At 35.8% G+C, this 25,811-nt stretch carries 23 protein-coding genes; 4 read left to right on the top strand and 19 right to left on the bottom strand.

Annotated elements, in window-relative coordinates:
- Positions 1 to 17: 17 nt before the first annotated feature.
- The 11 genes from GQR39_RS20475 to galU form a co-directional block, all read right to left on the bottom strand.
- On the bottom strand, positions 18 to 1,190 hold the full coding sequence (locus tag GQR39_RS20475; protein WP_346774494.1) for an O-antigen ligase family protein: 1,173 nt from the start codon (positions 1,188 to 1,190) through the stop codon (positions 18 to 20).
- Positions 1,183 to 2,220 carry a glycosyltransferase gene (locus tag GQR39_RS08485; protein ID WP_165735369.1) on the bottom strand — a complete coding sequence of 346 codons (1,038 nt, stop codon included), beginning with the start codon at positions 2,218 to 2,220 and terminating at the stop codon, positions 1,183 to 1,185. Before GQR39_RS08485 ends, GQR39_RS20475 begins: the two co-directional genes overlap by 8 nt.
- A gap of 42 nt (positions 2,221 to 2,262) precedes the next feature.
- Positions 2,263 to 3,201: a glycosyltransferase family A protein gene (locus GQR39_RS08490; RefSeq protein ID WP_165735370.1), complete on the bottom strand. Its 939-nt coding sequence runs from the start codon at positions 3,199 to 3,201 to the stop codon at positions 2,263 to 2,265.
- Between the two features lies 1 nt (position 3,202).
- Positions 3,203 to 4,312 (bottom strand): glycosyltransferase family 4 protein, encoded by a 1,110-nt coding sequence (locus GQR39_RS08495; protein WP_165735371.1) that lies wholly within the window; start codon positions 4,310 to 4,312, stop codon positions 3,203 to 3,205.
- Complete coding sequence (locus GQR39_RS08500) at positions 4,313 to 5,452, bottom strand: glycosyltransferase (protein ID WP_165735372.1); 1,140 nt, start codon at positions 5,450 to 5,452, stop codon at positions 4,313 to 4,315.
- A 15-nt stretch (positions 5,453 to 5,467) separates the two neighbouring features.
- Entirely contained in the window at positions 5,468 to 6,430 is a 963-nt protein-coding gene (locus GQR39_RS08505; RefSeq protein WP_039490018.1) for an acyltransferase family protein, read from the bottom strand.
- Positions 6,427 to 8,082 carry an AMP-binding protein gene (locus GQR39_RS08510; RefSeq protein ID WP_165735373.1) on the bottom strand — a complete coding sequence of 552 codons (1,656 nt, stop codon included), beginning with the start codon at positions 8,080 to 8,082 and terminating at the stop codon, positions 6,427 to 6,429. The genes GQR39_RS08505 and GQR39_RS08510 overlap by 4 nt, the downstream gene beginning before the upstream one ends.
- 91 nt (positions 8,083 to 8,173) lie before the next feature.
- Positions 8,174 to 9,619, bottom strand: coding sequence for an oligosaccharide flippase family protein (locus GQR39_RS08515; protein WP_165735374.1), 1,446 nt, complete (start codon positions 9,617 to 9,619; stop codon positions 8,174 to 8,176).
- A 1-nt stretch (position 9,620) separates the two neighbouring features.
- Positions 9,621 to 10,508 (bottom strand): sulfotransferase, encoded by an 888-nt coding sequence (locus GQR39_RS08520; protein ID WP_165735375.1) that lies wholly within the window; start codon positions 10,506 to 10,508, stop codon positions 9,621 to 9,623.
- A 2-nt stretch (positions 10,509 to 10,510) separates the two neighbouring features.
- On the bottom strand, positions 10,511 to 11,515 hold the full coding sequence (locus GQR39_RS08525; RefSeq protein ID WP_165735376.1) for an NAD-dependent epimerase: 1,005 nt from the start codon (positions 11,513 to 11,515) through the stop codon (positions 10,511 to 10,513).
- A 113-nt stretch (positions 11,516 to 11,628) separates the two neighbouring features.
- Positions 11,629 to 12,519: a UTP--glucose-1-phosphate uridylyltransferase GalU gene (gene galU, locus GQR39_RS08530; RefSeq protein WP_346774495.1), complete on the bottom strand. Its 891-nt coding sequence runs from the start codon at positions 12,517 to 12,519 to the stop codon at positions 11,629 to 11,631.
- A gap of 293 nt (positions 12,520 to 12,812) precedes the next feature.
- Here galU and GQR39_RS08535 point away from each other — a divergent pair, with 293 nt between their 5' ends.
- Genes GQR39_RS08535 through GQR39_RS08550 form a run of 4 tightly spaced genes read left to right on the top strand, consistent with a single transcriptional unit; the run spans position 12,813 to position 17,456 of the window.
- Positions 12,813 to 13,511: a transglutaminase-like cysteine peptidase gene (locus tag GQR39_RS08535; protein WP_165735378.1), complete on the top strand. Its 699-nt coding sequence runs from the start codon at positions 12,813 to 12,815 to the stop codon at positions 13,509 to 13,511.
- Positions 13,495 to 15,504, top strand: coding sequence for an EAL domain-containing protein (locus GQR39_RS08540; RefSeq protein WP_165735379.1), 2,010 nt, complete (start codon positions 13,495 to 13,497; stop codon positions 15,502 to 15,504). The genes GQR39_RS08535 and GQR39_RS08540 overlap by 17 nt, the downstream gene beginning before the upstream one ends.
- A gap of 23 nt (positions 15,505 to 15,527) precedes the next feature.
- Positions 15,528 to 16,079 carry a hypothetical protein gene (locus tag GQR39_RS08545; RefSeq protein ID WP_165735380.1) on the top strand — a complete coding sequence of 184 codons (552 nt, stop codon included), beginning with the start codon at positions 15,528 to 15,530 and terminating at the stop codon, positions 16,077 to 16,079.
- A 33-nt stretch (positions 16,080 to 16,112) separates the two neighbouring features.
- Positions 16,113 to 17,456: an O-antigen ligase family protein gene (locus GQR39_RS08550; protein ID WP_165735381.1), complete on the top strand. Its 1,344-nt coding sequence runs from the start codon at positions 16,113 to 16,115 to the stop codon at positions 17,454 to 17,456.
- A gap of 470 nt (positions 17,457 to 17,926) precedes the next feature.
- On the opposite strand, the gene GQR39_RS08555 is transcribed toward GQR39_RS08550, so the two are convergent.
- The 8 genes from GQR39_RS08555 to fabF all read right to left on the bottom strand — a co-directional run bounded on the left by GQR39_RS08555 (position 17,927) and on the right by fabF (position 25,666).
- Positions 17,927 to 19,786 (bottom strand): alkaline phosphatase D family protein, encoded by a 1,860-nt coding sequence (locus GQR39_RS08555; RefSeq protein ID WP_165735382.1) that lies wholly within the window; start codon positions 19,784 to 19,786, stop codon positions 17,927 to 17,929.
- 4 nt (positions 19,787 to 19,790) lie between these two features.
- On the bottom strand, positions 19,791 to 20,570 hold the full coding sequence (locus GQR39_RS08560; protein ID WP_007585741.1) for a YchF/TatD family DNA exonuclease: 780 nt from the start codon (positions 20,568 to 20,570) through the stop codon (positions 19,791 to 19,793).
- Positions 20,571 to 20,685: 115 nt separating this feature from the next.
- On the bottom strand, positions 20,686 to 21,012 hold the full coding sequence (locus GQR39_RS08565) for a PilZ domain-containing protein (RefSeq protein WP_002962367.1): 327 nt from the start codon (positions 21,010 to 21,012) through the stop codon (positions 20,686 to 20,688).
- 11 nt (positions 21,013 to 21,023) lie between these two features.
- Positions 21,024 to 21,938: a DNA polymerase III subunit delta' gene (locus GQR39_RS08570; RefSeq protein WP_024590369.1), complete on the bottom strand. Its 915-nt coding sequence runs from the start codon at positions 21,936 to 21,938 to the stop codon at positions 21,024 to 21,026.
- A gap of 1 nt (position 21,939) precedes the next feature.
- Positions 21,940 to 22,566 (bottom strand): dTMP kinase, encoded by a 627-nt coding sequence (gene tmk / locus GQR39_RS08575; protein WP_007585737.1) that lies wholly within the window; start codon positions 22,564 to 22,566, stop codon positions 21,940 to 21,942.
- Positions 22,567 to 22,572: 6 nt separating this feature from the next.
- Complete coding sequence (gene mltG, locus GQR39_RS08580; protein WP_165735383.1) at positions 22,573 to 23,559, bottom strand: endolytic transglycosylase MltG; 987 nt, start codon at positions 23,557 to 23,559, stop codon at positions 22,573 to 22,575.
- A complete protein-coding gene (gene pabC, locus GQR39_RS08585; protein ID WP_165726123.1) occupies positions 23,553 to 24,368 on the bottom strand; it encodes an aminodeoxychorismate lyase in 816 nt (271 codons plus the stop codon). The genes mltG and pabC overlap by 7 nt, the downstream gene beginning before the upstream one ends.
- Before the next feature lie 59 nt (positions 24,369 to 24,427).
- Positions 24,428 to 25,666 (bottom strand): beta-ketoacyl-ACP synthase II, encoded by a 1,239-nt coding sequence (gene fabF / locus GQR39_RS08590; protein ID WP_007585731.1) that lies wholly within the window; start codon positions 25,664 to 25,666, stop codon positions 24,428 to 24,430.
- Positions 25,667 to 25,811 lie beyond the last annotated feature (145 nt).

Here is a 25,811-nt window from a genome sequence, read left to right on the forward strand (position 1 = left end):
TAATTAAATACAACAAGTTAATCACTCATCTTGTTAGCAATAAAAGCTTTAAAAATTGGTAAGTAAAAAATCACCATAGATGGCGCACCGCCAGACATAAAAAACAACATAAAAATGGAGTATAAACAAAAAGCAAAAAATATCGTTTTATCTTTTTTATTTTTTAACCCAGCATCTCGAGTAACATGAATTAAATAAGGCAAAATTAATAAAAATAAGCCAATTGTGCCTTGCTCAATTAACGTATCTAAAAAAACATTATGTGTATAAAGTGCAAGCCCTTGATTTATATAAAATTCCCCCATATACACTGGTAGCATTTTTGGCCCAACACCAAAAATAAAATGCGTGGTAAATATATCCCAACCATTTGTAACCAAAGATTGTCTGTGCAGGTTAGATATCCACAAAGCTTGCTCTTCATCTAGGTAGAGCATTTCGAGATCTGAGTATTCAAAAAAAGTAAAACTATTTAAAAACGATAAGTCATAAAATAATGCCAATAGCAGTACAGTTAAGCTACACAAGGCTGACATTATAAATTTATTTAACGACCTTAAAGTAATAAAAATATAAAAAAAAGTAACCATATGAAATGCTAAAATCCCTTTCCTCTCTAGAGAGAGTAATATCACTGGGTATAGAAATATCAATGGCTTTAAGTAGCTTTTATCGTCAAAGTAATAAGCGCAACTTATAAGTATTACCCCCGTTAATGCAAAGGCGTATTTAGCATCACCTAAAAGCTTATAGCGTGTTAAGTGCCCATGCATTAAATGATAGACTAGCGTAAAAAAACAAATAACTAATAAAGTTTTTATAAAAATCGCCCTGAACTTTTCAGGGTTTTTAACCGCACTTGTATATACCACAACCAAAGTAAAAAGAATTAGCACCCACTGTACGGTTGCAATAATAGCTTTAGTTAATCCCACTTGCACTAGCGCATTAAAAAAACAATATATTACAAAAATACATATATAGTTAAAACCAACCGGGTACTTAATAATTATTTTGTTTTTTAATAGCAGCAATACAAAAATAGAAATAGAAAATAAGGCTAAAACATCCGAGAGCCTTATTTTTATACTACTTTTTTCTAACCTAAAATCAGTGAAATACATTGGTATTACCATCGCGCTAATCACTAAAAGCACATATTCGAGGTTTTTAACTTTAATACTAAACATTGTTTAATACACTTTTATAAATATTGGTGTGCTCAATAGCTGTGTTTTTAATTGAAAAGCTTATTGCTTTATTAAGCGCAGCTACAGACTGCTCGTTATAATAATTAGTATCATTAACCAACGTGATTATTTTAGCAGTTAATGTATGTGCATCGCCTACTTCAAACAATCCTTGCTCAACAACAACATTATTTAAACCTTTAACATTAGTGGCAAACGATGGAAGCCCCGCTGCCATAGCCTCCACTACTGCAATACCAAACCCCTCCCAATGAGAGGATTGTATATAAACATCAAGTGTATCTAAAAAGTTTGGTATATCGTTAACTTGGCCTAAAAATTTAACTTTGTTGCTTACCCCTAAGCTTAATGCATAATCTTCGTACTCTGATCTTAGTTCTCCATCGCCCGCTAAATTAAGCACAAAACGCTCATCAAGTAATGTCATTAATTTTAGTAAGGTTTTAATATCTTTTTGTGGTGCAAAACGGCCAACCATACCTATGTTAATCTCTTTTGCGTCAGCTCTTAGTGTTTTAGCAGTTTGAGAAAATCGCTCAAGATTAACGCCATTATTTATAACATAAGCTTTTGAGCTATTAGCTTTAATGCTTTCTAAAAATTTAGTTTTAACGCCCTTCGATATACAAATTATTTTTTTAAACTTTTTATAAATAATACTTTCAAGTGTTTTTATAAAGAGTATATCGCGGCGCCTATAATGTGGGTTATGCTCTGTAACCACTGTTGGAGTATTCGTAAAATACGCAATATAAATTGAGGGGTATAAATGGGTATGCACTAAATCAGCTGCATTTAAGCGTTTTATAACACCTAAAAAACCTAAGTCACGCTTATGGAATACCTCTACCCCTAAAGCTTTTAACTCGTCTACGTATTCATTTTTACCACGAGTTAAAATCACTTCAAACTTAAAGTCATTGTTTTGTAGTGTCATCAAATCTACAAGCAGACGCTGAACACCACCTAGACGCTGTAGGTCGTTAGTTATGTGCACTATTTTTTTCATTTATTATCCATAATAAGCTTTAATTTTAAATACACAGTTAAATTACAAAACTCGCCCAATGAAACAGCAAAAGTAAGTAAAACTAAATTTTAAACGTTCAACAATAGAATCATTATATTTAACGAACAGGGGTTTAAACGAATCATTTATTTTTAAGCATTGCCTATAAAATAGATGCCTGTCTTTCCTATCTTTAATTTTAGAACCTTTTAATACTGTTAGTAAAGAGAACCTAGCAACTTCAGCAGTAACAATGTTTTTATGATCGAAAAGCTCAATAGTGTCTTTAACTGAATTAACTAAGTTGAGTAATAAATGAGAATAAGTAGAAGTGCGTATGCTAGTTGTAGAACCCGCTCTTTTTCTGTAGTAAACCAAAACAGAAGATATTTTCACTGTTGTACTTGCCTTCGAAAAAGCCTGGACATTATAAAAAACATCTTCGTAAATCATACCTTCGGGGAAAGTAAGACCATTCAACATACTTTTTCTGTATAAGCGAGTCCAAACAAAAAAACCACTGTAGAACGGGTTTAAATTTGATGACTTTAACTCGGTTAGTACCAGAGTAGACCTAGCGGGGAGAACAGAAGTAAACTCTTCAAAACTAAATTCAATTATGTCATTTTTTGCCGCTGTTACGTAAGATGAAAGTATACCCCAATAATTGGAAGCAATAGCATCGTCAGAATCTATAAAGCCAATATACTCACCTTTAGCAATTAATAAAGCAGCATTACGGGCAGCAGCTTGGCCTTTATTAACTGGCTGCTTAATTATTGTTGAATTAAACTTTATGACTGATTTATGCTCTAAAATAAAACTTTCGCACAGACTTATTGAATTTTCAGGGCAGCAGTCGTCAACAAAAATAACTTCTACCTGCTCGCTATTAACACCTTGCAGCAAGCTTTTCATTAAATCAGGTATAAATTCAGCTACTTTATAAACAGGGCATATAAGTGATAATTTAATAGGCATATTAATTGGTTACACCACTTTTTATTACACCATATTCTTTTGCGTAGCTTTCCAGCATTACAGGTAGCGAGTATTTTTGTTTATACAGTTCATAAGCAGCATCACCATGTGACACTGTTTTAGCCTTATTATTAATGTATTCACTCATAGCAATAGCCATTGTAGATGCATCGCGAATAGGGATTAAATAGCCAGATTCGCCTTCAATTATTAGCTCAGAGCAGCCACCAACATCAGAAGCAATTACCGCTTTTTTACAAGCCATTGCTTCAATAATACTGCGCGGTAAGCCTTCCCAAAAGCTAGAGAGTATAAATACATCGGCTTGAGTTAGTTTTTCGGCAAAGTTGTCAACCACACCACAAAACTTTATTACCCCTTCAGGAAAGTGGGCAAACAACTGCTTTACTTTAGCTTCGTACTGGCCATCGCCATATATGCTTAGCGTAAATGGTTTGCCTTGACTTAATAAAGAGCCACACGCTTGAGCAAGCGTAGTGTAGTCTTTTTGATCTTCAAAACGAGCTGCGGTAATAAAGTTGACGGGTTTGTCGGTTAGTTCCCACGTATCGTTAAATTTACCAAGCATACCGTTACGTATCACTAACAACTTTTTGTCGGGCACGCCTATTCGTAAATACTCGTTTTTGTCGAACTCGCACACACCTATAATTTTTGAGGGTAAATACGAAAGTAACTTTTCAAGTCGCTCATATTTTTTAAAGCCTTTATTTTCGGGTGTATTAACAAAAGGCACTCCATGAGGTACATAATAAGAGCGCTTAAAAGTAAGCATTGCAGCTATACGCCCAAGTGCACCTATTTTAGCCGTATGCCAAGTACAAACTTGCGGGTTTTCCGATATAATTAACCATATTAATTTTAGCAATGACCAAATATCGCTCAGCGGACTTAAATCTCTTTTTAAGTCAGTTAAAGCATGCACTTTAAAACCAGCCGCTCGCAATTTGGTTATAGCATCGCCATTACCACCTAATGCATATACAACTTCTGCACCTTCGTCTCTAAACTTTTCGCCAATTTGGCAAATATGTTTAAATGAACCAGATACAATAGTATCAGAACGCGTCATCCCTATTAAAACCTTCATCTATGAAGCTCCAAGTAATTTTTTATAAAGCTTTACGTATTCTTTTGCTATTACATCTACTGTAAAGTTTGATGCTATTAATTGCTCAGAAAAACTCTGTACTTCACCACTATTTTTATATTGTAATGCAATGCCATCTTCTGTACTTTTAGCAATTTCAGCTGCACTAAAACCTGCAGCAATATAACCGTTTTCATCTGTAAAAATGGCATCGCTTGCCCCACTTACTGGTGTCGACACTAGCACCTTTCCAGCTAATAAAGCCTCAAGTAATGAGTTCGAAAATCCTTCAGCCTCAGAGGCATTAACAAAAATATCAAATTGCTTAATAAAGTTTACCGGATCTTTTACCTCACCATAAAATGTTATTTTGCTTTGCAAGTTGTTTGTTTCAATATATTTTTTTGCTGCAGGTAGTACACTACCACTACCTATTAAGTGAAAATGCACTTGATTATGCTTTTTAGTAAGTAATGCAAACGCCTCCATTAATACATCTACTTTTTTAATTTGTTCTAACCTACCATGGTAAAAAAGATTTATTAAAGAATCATTTTTATCATTTAAAATTGGGCTGTCAGTGTTAATTAAGCTTTTATCAATACTGTTTGGTATATTAATAATATTTTTAAAGCCAAACTCTTTACAGTTTTGTGCGATAACACCCGATATTGCGACTATTGTAGGGTTAGTTTTTAGCACAAAATCAGCCATAATTGGCCCAACAATTTTTTTAGATTTTAATGCTTTAAAATCCATATGTTGGTTAGAGTTACCTACTTTTATTAATATTGGCTTTTTAAATAGACGCGCCAAGCAGCAACCCACAAAGGCGCCAAACTTACCTTGGTGACAATGTATTACATCAAAGCTTTTATTATTGAACATACCCCAAATTAATACGCGCATTAACCAATATACCGAAAAGGGTAACCAGCGACCAAGTAAGTCAGGGGCTATTGGCGAATATAAACGCGTTACAGGTACATCGTTCATTACCTCATTTGCTTTGCCTTTTAACTTTTGGCGTGATGTTAATATATGTACACTAACTCCCTCAGTTTGAATCCCTTTAGAAACTCGCCCACATTGTTTTTCAGCACCACCAAATACATCTGGCATATATTGACATGTCAACATTAGTATCTTCATTAATTATCCAACGCTCTCTAGGTTTCTCTTGTAAATCCTACTAAACGAGGTAGCAGATGCCCACAAAATTATGGATGCAAAAATACCGAAAAAGAATAAGGTTAAATATCCATAACTAAAGGGAGATAACTTTTCTAATACTTCAAAGAAAAATCGATGAAATAAGAAAATTATAAAAGTTGCTTGAGCTACTATAGTAAGTATTTTTTTTAAAAACTTACCAATAATAATAGTTTTATAAAAAACTAATAAATACCCTGCGGAACAAAGCCAATAAAAATTAAGGTCATATGGGCCTATTATTAATATGCATGAAAGAGCTAATATTATAAAAGCAAAGACCTTCTTTGAGAGTGACTCACTAACTTTTGCGTAATAAAAAACCCACCCCATAACGAAAACCCATGCGTACAATTGTGGTACCTTATATTTGAGCATATCTAGCTCAAATGTATAAATACCAATTATAGCTGAGGAAATAGTAATCATTAAAAATAATAAGGATAAACCCCAAGGTTTGCTCTGAATAAATCCAAATACCAATGGTAAAATAAGATAAAGAACTAAAAGCATCTGTAGCATCACCTGAGGATACCATATTGGAAACTTAGAGATTCTATCATTATCTATGAAATTCCTAATAAATAACAATTCATATATATTGAATTTTGATAAAATAACAAAGAAAAAAACAGTTAAAAGTAAAGAAGGTATAGCTATTTTTTTTGCAAACCCAACCAATGAGATTTTTAAGGATGAAACATCACTTTTACTCATTATAAATTCAGCAAAGTTAAAACCTGATATTAGCAATAAAACATTAGCTCCTCCAGCTAAAGATAAACCAAAAAAAACATCTTCAACCGAACCATAAGCTTCATAGTACCTATCTATATAAGCATGGTTAAAAACAACCGAAATAATTGCTAAAGCTCTTATAAATAAGTTCACATCCATTGTTTTCATAGTTCTCCTCCTTTAGACTCTAGTTCGATTAAATCTTTTATACTTAATGACTCCCAGCGCTCTGGAAGAAAACCTATTATCTCATCTAATTCCATGCTTATTGTTACATATGTCATAGAATCACCGCCTAGGTCTTTAAATGAAGCTGTTTCACTAGTGTTATCTGGGAATTCGCGAAAAAAAAGTTTTTTAACAGTTAAGCTTTTATCTAGGAATCCTAGTGTAGTGAAAAGTTCTTTGAAGTAATCTTTCCAAAAAGATTTAGTAAAAATAAATTTAAATATTCTAAAATGATTTTTATTATTTTTATCCGCTAAAGATTTAATAGCTTTGTAATCCACCTTATCATTAGACAAGGTTGGTACAAATTTTAGTTGCAAATTTTGAAAACATGTTTCAGGTATGTTTATTTTTTTTGAAAGTTTACTTATAGCAGCATTTGGGTTTAAAATTCCTGTATGCGCTACTATAATTTTAGTATCATCTCCTGTACAAATAACATCCTGACCTAGGCTATTAAAATACTCTTCTAAATCGTCTAAATTGATGCGGATACCAAATAGCTTAACGAAACGTGAACTCCTCCCTACTATTGTAAATAGGCCTAATTCATTAAACTTCGCTATATCACCAGTATATAATTCTGAAACAACCTTACCTTTACTCAAGTCATCTAAAGATGAGGCATAGCCTTGCATAACATTTGGACCACGATAGACAAGCTCCCCTTCGACATTAGGCTCTCTTATAATATTCTTTTTATCATCAACTAGTAAAATTTCTCCATTGGGAATTGCAACCCCTATAGAATCTGGGTACTGTTCTACATACTTAGGGGGTAAATATGACATTCTCGGTGCAGCTTCAGTTTGCCCATACATAACAAAAAACTCTATTTCGTTTTTAATGGATTTTTTACTCCACCTTAGTACATCATCTTTAAACATCTTCCCGCCAGCTTGGGTTATTTGCCTCAAAGAAGGGTACTGGCTCAAATCAAAGGAAGCCTTATCAAGAGCCTGAAATATAAATGGAACGCCTGAGAAACTAGTTATATTATGTTTCTTTATAAGCTTACCAAAGCTTTCATCCATAGCAGTGGTATTTGTAATTACTACTGAAGCTCCAACTGACATATACGAATTCAGTATTGACAACCCAAAAGAGTAATGTAACTTTAAATGCAACAGAGCTCTATCTGAAGGTCTTAGTTCTAAATAATCAGCAATAGCTGCGGCATTACTATCAATATTTGAACCAGTTAATCTAACAAACTTTGGAGTTCCAGTACTGCCAGAAGTAGAAAGTAGCAGTACAGTTTCGGAGTGCAAAGATAACTTGTCACTATGTAGTGTTGTATATTCGCCATTTTCAAATAGATAGTTAGGGTTATAAATATCAATTAAATTATTAACTACTGATTCATTATTACTGTCGTAAAGATATACAATATTACCCGCAACTAAATTACTCAAATAAGCAACAATCGTCTCTAAGTCATTACTTGCTTTTATAAATACTAATGATTTAAAAGGAAGTTTCAAAGCACTATTATTATTTATCTTTTCTGCAAGCTCCCTATATGTAATCTCTTCTGACCCGCTTATTATAGCAACATTTTCGTTGAATCTATCGAGATTTAAAAAAAACATCTTAAACTCCATTTTATAATATTAACATTTCAAATTAATTAAATTAACCCACTTAAAAATCCAATCAAATCCAACCCAGCATTGTAAAAAACTATTTTTTATTCTTTAAGTTTTTAATATCACCTATTATTCCCAACACTACTTCAGGGAATACAAGCCTGTAAAATAAAAAATAAAACAACAGTCCTATTGGAATAATTAAAACCACTTTAACTAACGCTTGTTCTTCAAATAAAATAAAATAATCTACAAGGTATAATACCCCTCCCATAGCAAAAGAAGACACTATCGTTGGTAATAAACTTATTATCATTAATTTAATAGAAAAATAAAATTTACTTCCTAAAACAAATAACATACTCGTAGTTAAAATACTTGCAATAACAACATTAGAAAAAACCACATGAAAAATTGAGTATTGAGCAAAAAAACTAACAACGGAGATTGTAATAATAAATTCTACAACCCTTAACTTAAATGGGATATTTGAATTATGAGTTGCATGACATAGTGGTGCAAAAAAATAATTAAATGATGCACTAAAGCCACTTAAACATAATATAGAAAATATCACTCCACTTTCAGACCATTTATCGCCAAAAACTAAGTACACCATTTCGTCACCAATAATAAAACCACCAATAAATATAGGTAACGAAAATAATGCAGTTGTAGTAATAAATTTAATAAAACAAGCTTCTAACTCACTACTATTGCTTTGTAAGGTAGAAAAAGCTGAAAAAGAGACATCAACAATTGGTCTTATTGTAAATTGCACAATAACGTCAAGCAATTTACCTGCAATTTTAAAGTAACCTAATGCAATTACTCCTAGAAAAAAACCTATTATAAGTTCAACAAATCTAAATATCCCCTGCCCAACCAGTGAACTTAATAATATAGGTTGACCTTGTTTTAATGTATTTAAAATATCACTTACTGATAAACTTAATACAGGCCTCCAGCTAATTGCCTTCCACACAAGTAATAATGATAAAAAAATTGATAAAATTTTCTGGATTATTAAGCTATAAAAGCCATAACTTGCATAAGCAAGGTAAACAGCTACAGCACCGGAAAATAATGACGAAAACAATAGCCTTATAGCAAGTGCTTTAAATTTAAAATCACGTTTAAGTAACCCCTCAGGTACTGTTGATAATGCTTGCATTACAGGTACGATTGAAAGTATTTGTAATGATATTGCAAGGCCAGGAGCTTCAAATAGCACTTCTAAATAAGGTGATGCAATAATAAAAAATAGAGTCGAAGCTAATCCAATTAATAAAGTGGCGAAGAAAACACTATTTTCTACATTTGAGTTGTTTTTACTACGTACAACCACTTCAACTAATCCGTACCTAACAATTGTGTTTGTTAGCTCAACAAAAACGATGGCTAATGCTGCAGTACCAAAATCAACAGGAGATAAAATACGTGATAAAATTATGAATATAATTAACCCAGATAATTGAAATGAAACATTACCTATAAAACTCCACAATGAACCACTAACAATTTTATTTTTTAATGTCATTTTATCTTTTATCAATATATTTTTTGGGGTTAACGAACTTTTTAAACCAGATTTCTTTTAAATACTCTTTAATTAAGTGTAATTTAGTTACTTTTAAACCATCAGTTTTTATTAATTTATAATCAAGTAAATTTAAAGTATCTTTAGCGTAGTATTGAAAGTCTGCTATGTTTTGTTTTGTCATTTTACCCTTCCATGCGCTTGCGCGGCTAGCATCAGGTGCTTTTCCGACTAGAGCATGTTGAGATTTAGTAAATTCAGGTAAAAATTCATTTTTAATACCATTTAAATCAATTATTTTTGGATTATTTAAAAAGCTTATAATTCTACTTATTTCATTTACTTCATTATGGAGTAAGTCTTCATACTTTACTAAAAGAGTTTTATTAGGAAATAATGCTTGGGTAATAAACCCATATAATATTTTGTTGTTCCAGGCTCTAGATGCGTCTAAATAGGTATTTGAACCCCATTCGAGTGGGACTTGTGATTGCGCCACCGCACGCCCATCACGAACTATATGTATGAAGTAACATTCACTAAAAACATCATTTAGCCACTTAGAATAAACTAAGTTATTAGGTGAGTGGTCAATCCAGTACTGAGCACCTCTTCTCTCATTATACAAATCAATTAAGTCGCTATAAAAATCTTCAAACGAACTATGTTCCACCTTTTTGAGAGAAGTAATATCTAGTGCCCAAGATTTAAACCTATCGTTATTTTCTAGTAAATCACAGTATATTTTTGTACAAAAATGTTGATCAGCTAAAACTTCATTTTTAAATAAAGATTCAGGGGTAACAACACTTTGGTCAATTTTAGAAAGCAAAGAAGCAAGCATGGTTGTACCGCTTCTATCTGCCCCACCAATAAATATACATTTCATGATTACTTCCCTGAGTTATAACTCCGGTACCAATCAACAAACTGTTGCATACCATATTCAATGTTTGTATTAGGTTTAAAGCCAACCTCAGCATGTAAGCTATCTATATCTGCAAATGTTGCTGGAACATCCCCTGCTTGCATTGGCATATAGTTTTTATCAGCTATTTTGCCTGCTGCTTTTTCGATTGATTCAATAAAGGTCATTAATGCAATGGGTTCGTTGTTACCAATATTAAACACACGATATGGTGCTTTACTTGACTCTGGCGAGGTATTGCTGTTGTTAGGATCTCTTTTTGGAACTACGTCTTGAATGCGAATAATGCCCTCCACTATGTCGTCTATGTAGGTAAAGTCGCGTTTCATTTTTCCGTTATTAAATACTTTAATTTCTCGGTTATTTAATATTGCATCTGTAAATAAGTACGGGGCCATATCTGGGCGACCCCATGGGCCATACACTGTAAAAAAGCGTAACCCTGTTGTTGGCAGGTCGTATAAATGGCTATAGCTATGCGCCATCAACTCATTTGATTTTTTAGTTGCAGCATACAGCGATACTGGATGATCTACTGCATCGTCAGTCGAAAATGGCATTTTTTCGTTCATGCCATAAACAGAGCTTGATGATGCATATACTAAATGCTGTACTTTATTATGACGACAACCTTCTAAAATAGTAGCCGTGCCCACTAAATTAGAGTCAATGTAAGCCATTGGGTTTTCTATCGAGTAACGCACACCTGCTTGCGCTGCTAGGTGTATTACGCGGTCAAACTTTTCGTCTTTAAATAAGTTGGCTATGCCGTCTCTGTCGGCTAAATCCATTTTTACAAAACGAAATTGCGTAAGGTGTTTAATACGCTCAAGTCTTGCATGTTTTAATGCCGGATCGTAATAGTCGTTTAGGTTATCTAGACCTACTACTTCGTGGCCATCGTTACATAAGCGTTCAGCCACAAAGTTACCGATAAACCCTGCGGCACCAGTTACAAGATATTTCATTTGTAAGAATCCTTTAAATTTGCTTTATTAATTTAATTTCAAGCACTGCTGTTTTGGCGTTTAAATATTACCGTTAAATACAAATTAAATTTGGTTATGATTATACAAATAAGTTACAAAACCAATTTTTTAACTGCTTTAGTAAACTCTTCACCCATATGGCTTGATTGCATCGCATATTCTACGTTGGCAAGCATATAGCCTAACTTAGAACCACAATCGTGCGACTGGCCTTTTAGATGGTACGCTTCAAGTGTTTCTAGGTGGCGTAGTTGCAGTAATGCATCGGTAAGTTGTATTTCGCCACCGGCACCAGGAGGTGTGTACTCTAGTAAATCCCAAATAGTAGGCGATACAACATAACGCCCTGTAATAGCTAAGTTGCTTGGTGCTTCATCGGTGTTTGGCTTTTCTACCATGTTTTTAATTATTGCGTTTTCGCCCGCGTTAATTTTTATACCCGCTAGGTCAACCACACCATATTGGTGTACTTGCTCTTTTGGTACTGGCTCTACCATTACTTGGTTGTGACCTGTTTTGTCGAAGCGGTCGATCATTTGACTTAAATTATCGGTTTTTGGATTTGATTTGTATTTATCAATAATTACGTCAGGTAACATTACTGCAAATGGGTTGTTACCTACTATTGGTTTGGCGGCAAGTACTGCGTGGCCAAGTCCTAAAGGTGCTGATTGACGAACCGAAATTACGGTTACGTCTTTTGGTACTATTGAGCGCACTTCTTCTAGCAGGCTACGTTTGACACGTGCCTCTAGTGTGGCTTCTAACTCAAAGCTGGTATCAAAATGGTTTTCGATTGAATTTTTTGAAGCGTGAGTTACAAGTATTATTTCTTTAATACCTGCTTGTACAGCTTCGTTAACTACGTATTGAATAAGTGGTTTGTCTACCAGAGGCAGCATTTCTTTTGGAATGGCTTTTGTGGCTGGTAACATACGCGTACCAAGGCCAGCTACAGGTAATACTGCTTTTAAAACTTTCACTTTAATTCCTTTCATTATTTTTTTGTAAATATATAAAGAAGAAACTAAAGTTTACTTCCATATAACGTGCTTCACATACCTTGTGTTAGCATTATTATACACACCATAATGTTTGACTCAATAAATAAAGCATACTTTTAGATTGTTTTTCTGTTAATTTTATGTTGCACCAAACTGGTTAGGGTGAGTTATATTGGAGCATCTCATTCTTTTTGATGACCTACCTTTTTTAAAGTAATAATACTATACTGGTTAATGTCGTTTATTAGGGATTACCAACTTAAGGAACATTTGTGCGTTTAGGGCTTTGCATTTTATTTATTGTCTCGTTTTTTGTATGCGCGCAAGATATGCTTTTGTATTTGCGTAATAGCGATATTATTTCCCGTGCACAGCAACAGTATGGCAACGAAGGTCATAAACGAATTAAAGATTGGCTTAACTTTATTGATGACTCTGCTGATGAAAGCGAATGGAAAAAAATTCATCTTGTTAACGATTTTTTTAATAAACACATTAAATACAAAAGCGATGAAGATCTTTGGCAGCAAAAAGATTACTGGGCTACCCCGCTAGAGAGTTTAGGCGTTGGCATGGGCGATTGCGAAGACTACGTTATTGCTAAGTACTTTACGTTAATAGCACTAGGTGTTCCCGAAGATAAAATTCGTTTAATGTATGTACGACAGCGCACAGTAAACCAACCCCACATGGTACTTATATATATAGAAGATCCAAACAGAATTCCCTTTGTTTTAGGTAACTTTAATACTAAACTGCTGCCCGCTAATAAACGCCCCGATTTAACGCCTATTTACAGTTTTAATGGTCAAGGGCTTTGGTTAGCAAAATCGAAAGGGTTAGGTAATAAGGTAAAAAATAGCCGTGGTGTGTCGGCTTGGAATACTATGCTAGAGCGAATTGAACAAGGTGAGCTTGCTCCCATTAAAAGTAACATTAAAGGAACTACCAGTTATGTCTCGACTTTTTAAAAATGGATTGAGTCTTAAAACCCAAGTTTACGGTTTAATAATCGTTATTTCGGTTGTTTCATTTGTGGTTAGGGTAGTTACAGATGTTGAAACCACCCGCGATTACTTACAAACGCAAATGGGAAGCCACGCCCAAGACACTGCTACTAGCTTAGGCCTTTCTATTTCGCCTTATTTAGAGCCAGAAAACCTAGTGATAGCTGAAACAATGGCTACTGCTATTTTTGATTCTGGTTACTACAGAGAAATTAAATTTACAAATTCACAAAGCCAAGTTGTATTTGATCTCGAAAATCCTAAGCGTGTTGAGTCTGTGCCTAATTGGTTTATTGCTTTAAGTAGTTTAAAAGCACCCACTATGCAGTCGGAACTAAATAATGGTTGGATCATGGCGGGTATACTTGAGGTTACAAGCCATACTGGCCAGTCTTATGTTACGTTGTGGGAGCATACAAAACGCAGCTTTTATGGTTCTTTTTTAATACTAATTGCCTCCCTTGCAGTTGCCTTTTTAATATTACGTGAAGTATTTAAGCCTTTAAAAGCAGTTGAACATCAAGCTCATCTTGTTACTCGTAAGCGCTTTACATTAAACGAAGAAATACCTATTGCACGAGAGCTGCGCACAGTAACTAAAGCTATAAATAATATGGTTATTAACTTACAAAGTACTTTTGATTCTTTAACTAAGCAAACACAAGCCTTAACTGAAGAGGTTTATATTGATTCTTTAACAGGGTTAGGTAATCGAAAGTTATTTGAAAATCACTTTAGCTCGGTTGTTGACACAATAACCATTGATGCTCCACTTACTGCAATGATGATTACCCTACCTTCACTTACAAATATAAACCAAACCGTTAGTTATCAAGATGGTGACGCCCATGTGAAAGATGTAAGCGTTATTCTTACTAAAATTATTGGCAACCTAACTAACTCTAAAATATTTAGGTTAAATGGTAGTACTTTTATAGCGCTTATTCCTTACGATACGCAGTTTTTAAATAGAACCCGCTTAGAAATTACCGATGCCTTTAGTAAACAAAAAAATAGCTTACATGTTAATGGATTTGCTAATTTTGCTATATTAGAAGTGAATAAAGGCTCGTCTATTGGTAGTGTTTTATCTGCTTTAGATACAGGTAGTACTATTGGCGATACAATAGAAACTAACAAAATAGATAAAGATACGCTATTTAGTGTTAAACAATGGCGTACTCTTATTCAGTCGATTATTGACTCTGGTGAGGTTAGCTTTTCGGTGCAGCCAGTTAAACGCGCTAACTCACAAAACAAGCAGTGTTACTTTGAGGCATTTGCTCACTTTACCCATGAAGGTGAAAAAGTAAATAATGGCCACTTATTTGCTATGGCCGAAAAGCTTAATTTAACCGAAGAGTTAGACAAAAAAATAATTCGTAACTTTGTAAATATAAAAGAACAATACCCTGATGATGTATTTGCCTTAAACGTAAGTAAGGCATCTTTATATTCGGCTGATTTTATACAATGGTTAACGCTTTATGCACACACTAAACCAGTTATCAAAACTAACCTTATTTTTGAATTACATGAAATTAGTTTACTTTATAATGTACATATAGCTTCAAAGCACATAGATGCAATTAAAGATATTGGCATTAATGTTTGTATAGAGCACTTTGGAACAAGCTTAACGTCGTTTAGGTATTTACAAGGCCTTGATATTGAATATGTAAAAATTGACGGCAGTTATATTCAAGACTTGTTAGATAACTCTCAAAGCCAATTTTTTATTCAAACCGTTAATAATATTTGTCATGGTTTTGGTATTAAAGTGTTGGCATGCTTAATTGAAAAACCCGAAACATTAAAAATGCTTGAAAATTTAGGCTGTGATGGTGTACAAGGTAATTTAATTATGGAGCCTTCTAAAGTACTTACAAATAAGAACCGTGGTAACGTTAATAAAGAGTTTACTTTTTGCGCAGACACGCTAAAATTCTGTAATTAGATACTCACTTAAAGGGACACAAGATGAAATCAATTTTTTTAAAGAGTTTATTAATAGGTGCAATGGCTTTTACCGTTTCACCAGTTTATTCACAAGCAGATTCTGATGTTGTAGTACAATCTGACAGCCTTACTAATTTACTTAATATTCTAAATAATGCTCCTGATGATATTTCGTCTGAGGAACTACAAAGAGAGTTAGTTGCTGCTATTGAGCAATTTTGTCAAAATATGGGGCCTATTGACCTTGATTCGCCTATTGCAAACGGCACGTGTTCTGCTGAACAACTTGATATATTAATTAACGCGGTTGTTGCCTCTTTAGGTGCAGATAATGCGTTAATTTCTGACTTTTTAGCAGCCTTAGTAACTGCTGGTGCTGATAGTGATGCGGTAACTATTGCTGCAATCACTGCTGGTATAGATGCCACCGTTGCATCTGAAGCTACTGCTGCGGGTCCTACTGATGGTACTCCGGTTGCAGCCCCGCCTGTTGTAGTTTTACCTACAGTTACTGTACCGCCTGGTACGGGTGGTACTGGTGGTGATGCTGGTATATCTGAAGTTGGTAACTAAACACTCTTCTAAAATATAATACAAACGCAGCCTATGGCTGCGTTTTCACTTTATGAGTTTACATTGAATCGTTTTATATTTTTGTTGCTATGCGCAATACTTTTTTTACTACCTATCCCCTTAGGTAGCTATCGCCCTTGGGCTATTTTAGCTCTTGGTTTGTTGATTGGTGCCACTTTTTTAATTCATTTAATTAATAGCGCTATAAATAATAAGCAGCCGCTCTATCCCCCTTTATATTCCTGGCCTTTATTTGTTGCACTTGGTGCTGTTGTTTTAATTTGCTTTATACAAATATTTAACGTTAGCCTTGATCCGTTTCAAACAAAACAAATGCTTATTAAAACAAGTTTTATGATTTTATTTTGCTGGCTATTATTTATTTATTGTAATACTGAAAAGCGTATTAAAAATTTAATATATGCAATTATAAGTGCCGGTGTGTTTCAGGCTTTGTATGCCACTTATTTAAATTTATCGCCAGATATAATTAGCCCGTTATTTGGCTATAAACATACCGAACGTGCTATTGGTACGTTTACTTATTCTAACTTTTTAGCAAATTTTTTAGCTTTATGTTTATGTTTGGGTATTGGTGTTTTAGTTAGTGAGCTAAAACGCTCTACTAGCGATTACAAACAAACATTAAAACAAACGCTTCGTGCGTGGACAGAAATACTTTTAAGCTCAAAAATAATTTTACGTATTTCGTTAATTATTATTATTGTTGCGTTAATTTTAACGCGTAGCCGTATGGGTAACTCTGCATTTTTTATTGCATTAATGGTTGTTAGCTTACTCGCGTTTTTTATTTACAGGCAAAAACCTAAAGCGTTTAAGCTACTTATAGTTAGTTTTTTTATAATCGATTTAATTATTATTGGCGCTATATTTGATGTAGAAAAAGTTAAACAGCGTATCAGCGAAACCAGTATTTCATCAGAAACCCGCGACGAAGTTGTACGTGATTCAATACCGCTCATTTTAGATAAACCTTTGTTGGGCTCTGGTGGTGGTACATTTTATACTGCGTTTCCGGCGTATCAGTCTGAGCCTTATTCAGGTTACTACGATAATGCCCATAACGATTACGTGCAGTTTACAGTAGAGCTGGGTATACCCACTACAGCTGCACTGGGCTCACTTATACTTTATTGTTTATGGTTATGTATAGCAACTATGAGAAAGCGTAAAACAGCGCTGTTTCAGGGTGTTGCCTTTGGTTGTGCCATTGCAATTATAGATATGCTGCTGCATTCGTTGGTAGATTACTCTTTACAAGCCGGTGCAAACTCAATGTTGTTTATGACTATTTTATGTTTGGCAATATTAAGTAGTAAATTACCCGCGTCTAAACGAAGTCGTGGTCTTAAATAGCTAGTTATCAAAAATATAAGTAGTGAAATATATAAGAAATTAAATCACCACAGAGAGCACCGAGAAGAAAAGGAGTAGTTATTTTAGAGCTAGTAACTGCTAGCAAATTTAACTTAGCTTTTCTCTGTGTAGCGCAAGGCGCCTCTGTACTCTCGATGGTGAGAATAATATTTTAAAGATGAGAAGCTGCGCTTCTAACGTAAGCAAGCTCACCATCTACAATTAAACGCCACATTCAAACATAGTCTGTAGACGCGCCGCTTGCTGGCGTTTAAAAGCAACGTTTGTACATTTGAATACATTAGTAAACAAGTTATTAAATCACCACAGAGAACACCGAGAAGAAAAGGAGTAGTGACCAGCCATTACTAGTATTTCCTCTGTGTAGCGCAAAGCGCCTCTGTGCCCTCAGTGGTGGGATCCATTTTTAAGTAATAAGAAACTGCGCTTTTACGTTTATGAGTAACTTATTACTTATGCTCTAAATCAAACTCAGTTAGATGCCCTTCACCATGTATGAGTTGGTAGCGGGCTAAATTTCCTTGCTCTAGTGTTATTAAACTAATAGCTGAGTCACTTACTAAGTATTTTTGCCCTTCACCTTTAGTTTGGTGCTTATCTACTTCCATGTGCCAGCGTTTGGTAAAAAAGTTTAATGGGCTTTTTGGGCCGTATAGAATTGAATCTAGTTTATCGAGTATGTTTATTAATTTACGCGGGAACTCGTTTTTAATACCGCTGGCGGTAAGTTGCCAAATTCGATTGGGATGATCGCCAAAACGCTTTTGCACCGAAAAGCAAAATGAGTAATGTACATCGCCAGATAAAATAAGGGTTTCGTTTGGGGTGTCGGTTCGTCTAAAAGTATCGAGTAGCTTTTTGGCTGAGCCTTCGTGCGCCATCCAGTTTTCTACGTCAACCATGAGCGGTTGGCCACATATGTTAAACATGGCTTGAATGGCTTCTATTGATTTAACACCAAATACAGGGGCTGGCGATACAATAATAACTTGGTCGTGGCTTAATAGGCTTTCCTCAAGCTCTGTGAGGCGTTCCCAATCAAGTAGACCTGACGGCTCATTAAAGTTTTGCTCATTTCGCCAGCGATGCGTACGCGTATCTAGCACCACTACTTTGGGTATTGTAGTAAGTTCGTAATGCCAAAAACTAAAATCGTTTAGTGGTTTATCAAATGCTTTAAACTGCCATAAATTATTAGCAGTACGGCTTTGCTTAAAAGGTGTAAGTAGCTCGCCTGTTTTATTTAGTGTATCGTTCCCCATTCCCTGAAAAAGCCAATAACTAATTAAGCCGTTATTAATAATTCGTTTACTACTTGGGTTTTCATTTATAGCTTGCTCCCACCCAGCGGTGAGGTTCCAATCATCAGTTACATCATGATCGTCAAACATCATTAATGTCGATACATTGGCAAACAATCGCTCTACTTCACTTAAGCCTTTTGCATAATCAATCAATGCTGTTTTTTCAGCGTTAAAAATAGTTTTATTTTGCTCGCTATGACCTAAATACATTGTTTTTTGTATATCAACGCATTGCCAAGCAGCAGCACTAAAATTTAATAAATAGAGTGCTATAAATTCTTCAAAATGGACAAGGTGATTGTAGGCTTTTACACTTGAAAAATGAGGTTCGTCTTTTTTTAGCCAGTAGCCAACACCTAACTTTGAGCGTTTTTGCCAAGGCGTTTTTGGTAAGAACAAATGGCGATTATAAAGTTGCTCATTTATGTCGGCGGGTAGCTCAATGGCAAGTGGTTGCTCTTTATAGATACCCAAGGCTTTAATTAACTGATGAATAGCTAATAACATGGGCCCTGCTACGTCATCGGCATAAACCTGATCACCACTCAGTAATAACAATTGTGCGCCTTGATTATTATTACCGCGCTGAGTATTTTGCCAGTGACTTGCAGACACTAAGCTGTCTTTTGCTGGATGATGTGCATTACGGCACGAGCCATGCAAAATATCACTGAGTTTATTGGGAATTACAAATGCAGGCGTTGTTTGATTGCTATAGCACCAAGGCGATAAATCCATTGCTGTATCGTCAATTACAAGTTCATAGCTTAATAAGCTATCGACAGGGAGTTTGTTATTTATTGGCTTTATAATGACGAAATGCAGGTATAAATGTTCGCCTAAAGAAACAGTGTGTTGATCGCTATAACATTCAATATTTAATAAGTTTATTTGGCAATTTGCAGGTCTGGAGGTAGCAAACTGAATACAGACTCCAGTTTGATCTGCACGGCGCACCATTGGCCCCATTAGTAAAATAGGAAGGTTTGCCGTGTGAGTAATCATGTATTTAGCCTTTAGCTGCTAATTTAAATAAAGAATAAAAGTTCTCGGTAGTCGCTTTAGCAAGTTCATTAAAGCTAATGCCTTTAAGTTCGCTAATGTAATAAGCAACATCTTCTACGTATGCCGGCTGATTAGTTTGCCCACGGTACGGTACCGGTGCTAAATAAGGCGAGTCGGTTTCTATTAGTAATCTATCTAGCGGTATTTGCTTTACTACTTCTTTTAGCTCAATAGCATTTTTAAAGGTAACAATGCCCGAAATAGAAATATAAAAGCCCATGTCTATCGCTTTTTTAGCCATATCCCAGTCTTCAGTAAAGCAATGTAGCACACCACCGCAGTTTTCGGCCTTGTGCTCACGCATTAAATTAATGGTGTCGGCGCGGGCATCACGAGTATGAATAATTAACGGTTTTTGTAATTCGTTAGCCACTTCAATATGCCCAACAAAGCTTGCTTGCTGCACTGCGTGAGTATCTTTTGAATAGTAGTAATCAAGACCCGTTTCGCCAATAGCAACGACTTTTTCGTGTGAGGCTAAGTCAATTAGTTGCTGTTTATTAAGGGCGTCTTTTTGATCAAGTGGATGTACACCGCATGAGGCTGAGACATCGTCGTAATGCTTGATTTTATCAAGCATGCTTGGAAACTGATCAAGCGTTACGCTTACACATAAAAAGTGCTCTATTTGCTTTGCACGCGCTTTATCAAGAACTTGGTCAAGGTTTAAGTCTAGTTTATCAAAATCAAGACGATCTAAATGGCAATGAGAATCTACAATCACTATAAGGCCTGTATTATGTTCAGGGTTTAAATTTGTTCGTTTAATTTATTATGTTAATAATTAAAAGAACCCAATATAGGGCGGCGTTAATCTCAATGAAAAACCGACCCTATAACTACATGGTATATGTTTGATCGCCTGAGTTTAACATAGTCCCAAGTAGCTTTTCGATTTTAGCGTTTAGGTTTGTTTTATCGTCTAAAAAGCTAATACCAATACCTGGAGGGTTAGAGCTTTGTGCCCCTTGTGGCGTGATCCACGACACTTTACCTGTTACTACATCATCTTCTAAGGCATCGGGCAAGGTAACTCTAAGCGCTAATGAATGCCCTGCTTCGTAACGCATATTAGTACGTACAAATAAGCCACCTTTTTTTAAGTAAGGCATATAACAACGGTATAACTCGTCTAAATCGTCTATGTCTACTAGTAGTTCTTGCATGATTAATCCTTTTAAGAATTTCGCAATGTGTATGCTAATCGTGATACAGCAAGCGGTAAATTAAGGCCAAGTACTTGTGTGTTATTTTGTAAAAACTCGCCTAATGCATTTTGCGCACTTTGATAAGCGTCAAAACTCATACCTTGCAGTAATTGCTGCTTTAGTTGCACGCTTAAAAACAAAGTAAATATACGAACAAGTTCAGGCTGTTTATTTATTATATCGACTAACGCTTTGAAATTATGGCTTTGTTTAAACTCAGTTGCAAACTTATACAGTGTATCAATATTTTTTAGCTGGTCTTGCTGTTGCCAATGCTTTACTTGCAGCGGTTGGTTATAAAAAAGTGCTAGCCAACTATAGTTAGGTATATCTAATGTCTCTAACCATTGCTGAGCAAGTGCTGTATTTGTTATTTTTACGTCACTTTTAGCGCATCGACTTAAAATAGTTGCAGGGAGCTGTGCTGGTTGGCTTGTAGTTAATATTAAAAAGCGGCTATTAGTTGGCTCTTCAAGTGTTTTTAATAATGCGTTAGCTGCTGCAGTAGTCATTTTTTCGCAATTTTCGATTATTGCTACTTTATTACCATTTTGCGCTGCTGAGTGATTCATAAAATCACTAATGCCGCGTATATCATCTACGCCTATGCTTTGCCCATCAACTTGCGTTAAGCGCTTGTCGGGGTGAGTACCAGCAAGAGTAAGTAAGCAGCTTTTACAGTGTCCGCAAGGTTTTAGCATACTGTTTTGCGCAGCTACCTGCTTAGCTATATTTTGGCATAACAAAGCATTACCAAGCTCATCACTTAACTCAAACTTACCTACGCCAACAGGCCCACAAAATAATTGCGCATGATGAAAACGCTCTGCACGATAACTTTGCGCTAAACGTGCTTGGGTATCATGTAGCCACGGCAATGGCATATTATTTTAGGCCTTCAAAAAATGAATGCAGTACATTGGTTATATCGCGATGTACTTTATCAATACTTTGGTTTGCATCGACCGTTTTAATTGTGTTGTCGTCATTAGCAAGTTCAACATAACGCATACGTGTACGCTGAAAAAACTCAATGGCTTCTTGTTCAATACGGTCAAGCTCACCACGCCCTTTTGCACGTTCAAGGCCTATCACTGGGTCAATATCAAGGTAAATAGTTAAATCAGGCTTTAAGCCCTTTAATACCATTGACGAAAGTGAAGCTAATGTATTTGAGCTAATACCACGCCCGCCACCTTGATACGCCTGAGACGATAAATCATGACGATCGGCAAGTACCCATTGGCCTTTATCAAGCGCTGGGGTAATAACATTGTGCATTAATTGCGAACGTGCTGCGTACATAATAAGCAACTCGGTTTCAAAGGCAATTTCTTCTTCGTGCTCTGCTTTTACAAGCGTACGAAGCGATTCAGCAAGCGGCGTGCCGCCAGGTTCGCGGACGTTAATGAAGTCTATTTTTTGTTTGTTTAAAAAGTCTTGGCATAACGAAATAGCGGTTGATTTACCCGCGCCTTCTAGCCCTTCTATTACTATAAATTTTGATTTCATAAAATATTAATTCTTTTTATTTAATATATACGTTTTAACTGCTGCGTTATGCTGCTTTAACGTGGTTGAAAATTGGTGGCTACCATCGCCTTTTGATACAAAGTAAACGTATTCACTTTGTGGCGGATTAACTGCAGCTAAAATAGCGGCTTTTGATGGCATTGCAATCGGTGTTGGTGGTAAACCATTAATACGATACGTATTGTAAGGCGTATAATCGCGTAAATCTTTGCGTTTAATATCGCCATCAAAATCAGCGCCTAATCCGTATATTACGGTTGGATCGGTCTGTAGGCGCATATTGGTGTTTAATCGATTAACAAACGCTGATGCAATTAACGGACGCTCGCTGGCAAGGCCTGTCTCTTTTTCAATAATTGAAGCCATTATTAGTGCTTCGTATGCTGTTTTATAGGGTAGATTAGCGGCGCGCAGCTGCCAAGCATCATCTAACGTTTGCTGCATTTTTTGTGCTGCACGTTTTAATACACTGCTTGCAGTATCGTTATTATGATAATGGTAAGTGTCGGGGAATAACCAGCCTTCTAAGTGCGTGTCATTACCCAGTATTTGAGTACTTAGTTCGTCAGTTTTTAAATCGTTTTGTAAATTATCAGCTTTTTTAATAGCACTTAGTACTTCACGTAAGTTTTGCCCTTCGATTATGGTAAAACTAAAGTTGATTTGCTGGCCTTGATTAATTTTTTTTACGTTGTTGATAACGCTATCGGCTGTTAGCTCGTAAAGGCCCGCTTTTAAGTCGGTAAGTGTGGGATCTAATTTGGCAATTACTTGATAACGCCAGCAGCCTTCCACCCAGTTATTAGCTTGCCACTGCTGACATAACTTATTAAAGCCAGTGCCATGCTTAACTTCAAATTGTGTGTTTTGCGCTACTTTTAGCGGGCTATTTATTGTTGCTTGTAATTGCTGGTAACCAATAGCAGTGGTTATAACAGCTAAAAAAAGTACCGATAAAATAACTTTTAACACTCAGCCTCCTTGGCTAATAATTTAGTTAGTAATGCGTGGCTGTCGTCTGTATTAAATACCTGTTGCTCAATACGTTTAACAGGTACTGCTCCCATTAAGCTATTACACACAAATACAGCGTCTGCTTGGGTTAAATCTTCTACTTTCACGCGTTTAAATTCAACAGGCAATTTATCACATAACGATTGTAGATAAACGCCCTTTATTCCGCACTCATCAAGCAATGGCGTAAACACACACTTATTTTTAATCGCAAAAATATTAGCTGCTGAAGCTTCAATTACATTGTTATTGTAATCAAGTACTAACACATCGTCACAGTTTTGCGTTTGCATTGCTTTTTTAATTAGCACTTGTTCAAGTCGATTTAATGTTTTAAGGCCCGCTAAATAAGGCTGTGCCGCTAATTTAATTGGGCTTATTTCGAGATTTACACCCTTTTTAGTAAGCGCTTCGTAATTACTAGGGTAGTCCAACACGCTCAATAAAATAGTGACATTACACTCACTTGGCAGCCCATAACCACGCCCGCCTTCGCCTCGCGTTACAAGTATTTTAAGCACGTTTAGTGGTGCAGCGTTTATATGCAAAGCAATTCGATTTTCAAGGCTATTAAAGTCTAACTCAGGAAACCCCAAGCGCTGTGCGCATTCAATCAAACGCGCTTTATGATGAGCCCAATACTGTACTTGCCCATCAACAACCTTAGCGGTTGTAAAAAAGCCATCACCGTAATTTAAGCCCCTGTCACGCGTGCTTAAAGTGCTGTTTTGATCTACTGCTATTATTGTTTGCATTTTGTTTGGCATATAAAAAAAGCCCAGTTAAACAACTGAGCTCTTATAATTTGATTCGTTGTTAAAAAAGATTATACCTTTTTAAATAGCAACGAGCCATTAGTACCGCCAAAACCGAACGAGTTACACAGTGCAAAGTCTAACTTTGCATCACGTGCAGTGTGTGCAATATAATCTAAGTCGCACCCTTCGTCTGGGTTATCAAGGTTGATAGTTGGCGACACTTTTTGATCTGTCAGTGATAAAATCGAAATAATCGATTCAACCGAACCTGCAGCACCTAACAAGTGACCCATCATCGATTTAGACGAGCCTACCATTACATCTTTAGCTGCATTACCAAAAATAGACTTAACAGCGGCAGTTTCTGCTTTGTCGCCTGCATTTGTAGATGTACCGTGTGCGTTAATGTAACCAATTTGCTCAGCGTTTACTTGCGCATCGTTTAGTGCGTTTTGCATTGCAAGTGCAGCACCCGCACCATCTTCTGGTGGTGACGTCATGTGATACGCATCGCCACTCATACCAAAGCCTACTAGCTCAGCATAAATTTTAGCACCACGTGCTTTAGCATGTTCGTACTCTTCAACTACAACAACACCAGCGCCGTCAGAAAGCACAAAGCCATCGCGGTCTTTATCCCAAGGGCGAGAAGCCGCTTGTGGATCGTCGTTACGAGTTGAAAGTGCACGTGCAGCATTAAAACCACCCATACCAATTGGGGTACACGCTTTTTCTGCACCGCCAGCAACCATTGCATCTGCATCACCGTAGGCAATCATGCGCGCTGCATGGCCAATATTATGCAAACCAGTAGTACAGGCAGTTACAATTGAAATATTTGGACCACGAAGTCCATGCATCATTGATAAATGACCTGAGATCATATTAATAATGGTAGACGGCACATAAAATGGCGATAACTTGCGCGGACCACTATTTAATAGCTTAATGTGGTTTTCTTCAATTAACGTAAGCCCACCAATACCTGAACCTACAGCTACACCAATGCGTGCTGCGTTTTGCTCAGTGATTTCAAGGCCTGAATCTTTAAAGGCTTGAACACCCGCTGCAATGCCGTACTGAATAAACAAGTCCATTTTTTTAGTATCTTTCGCTGACATGTATGCAGTTGCATCAAAATCATTTATTAAACCAGCGAATTTAGTACCAAATTTTGATGTATCAAAGTGCGTTATTGTTTGAATGCCACTTTTACCATCTAATAAGCCTTGCCAGGTTGATTGAACATCATTACCTAGCGGCGTCAACATTCCTAAGCCAGTTACGACGACTCGACGTTTAGCCACGGTTTGCCTCCAATAAGGGATATTTTACAAGGGGATGATCATACCCAAGCTACCTCAAAGTGCTAGTCCCAAAATAGATTAAAAACGCATAACACAATCAAAATTAATTTTTAGCTAAAATTGAGCATAGAGATTTAAGTTTTGA

The sequence above is a fragment of the Pseudoalteromonas sp. C8 genome, assembly GCF_011378685.1.
In the GTDB taxonomy this organism is placed as follows: Bacteria; Pseudomonadota; Gammaproteobacteria; order Enterobacterales; family Alteromonadaceae; genus Pseudoalteromonas; species Pseudoalteromonas arctica.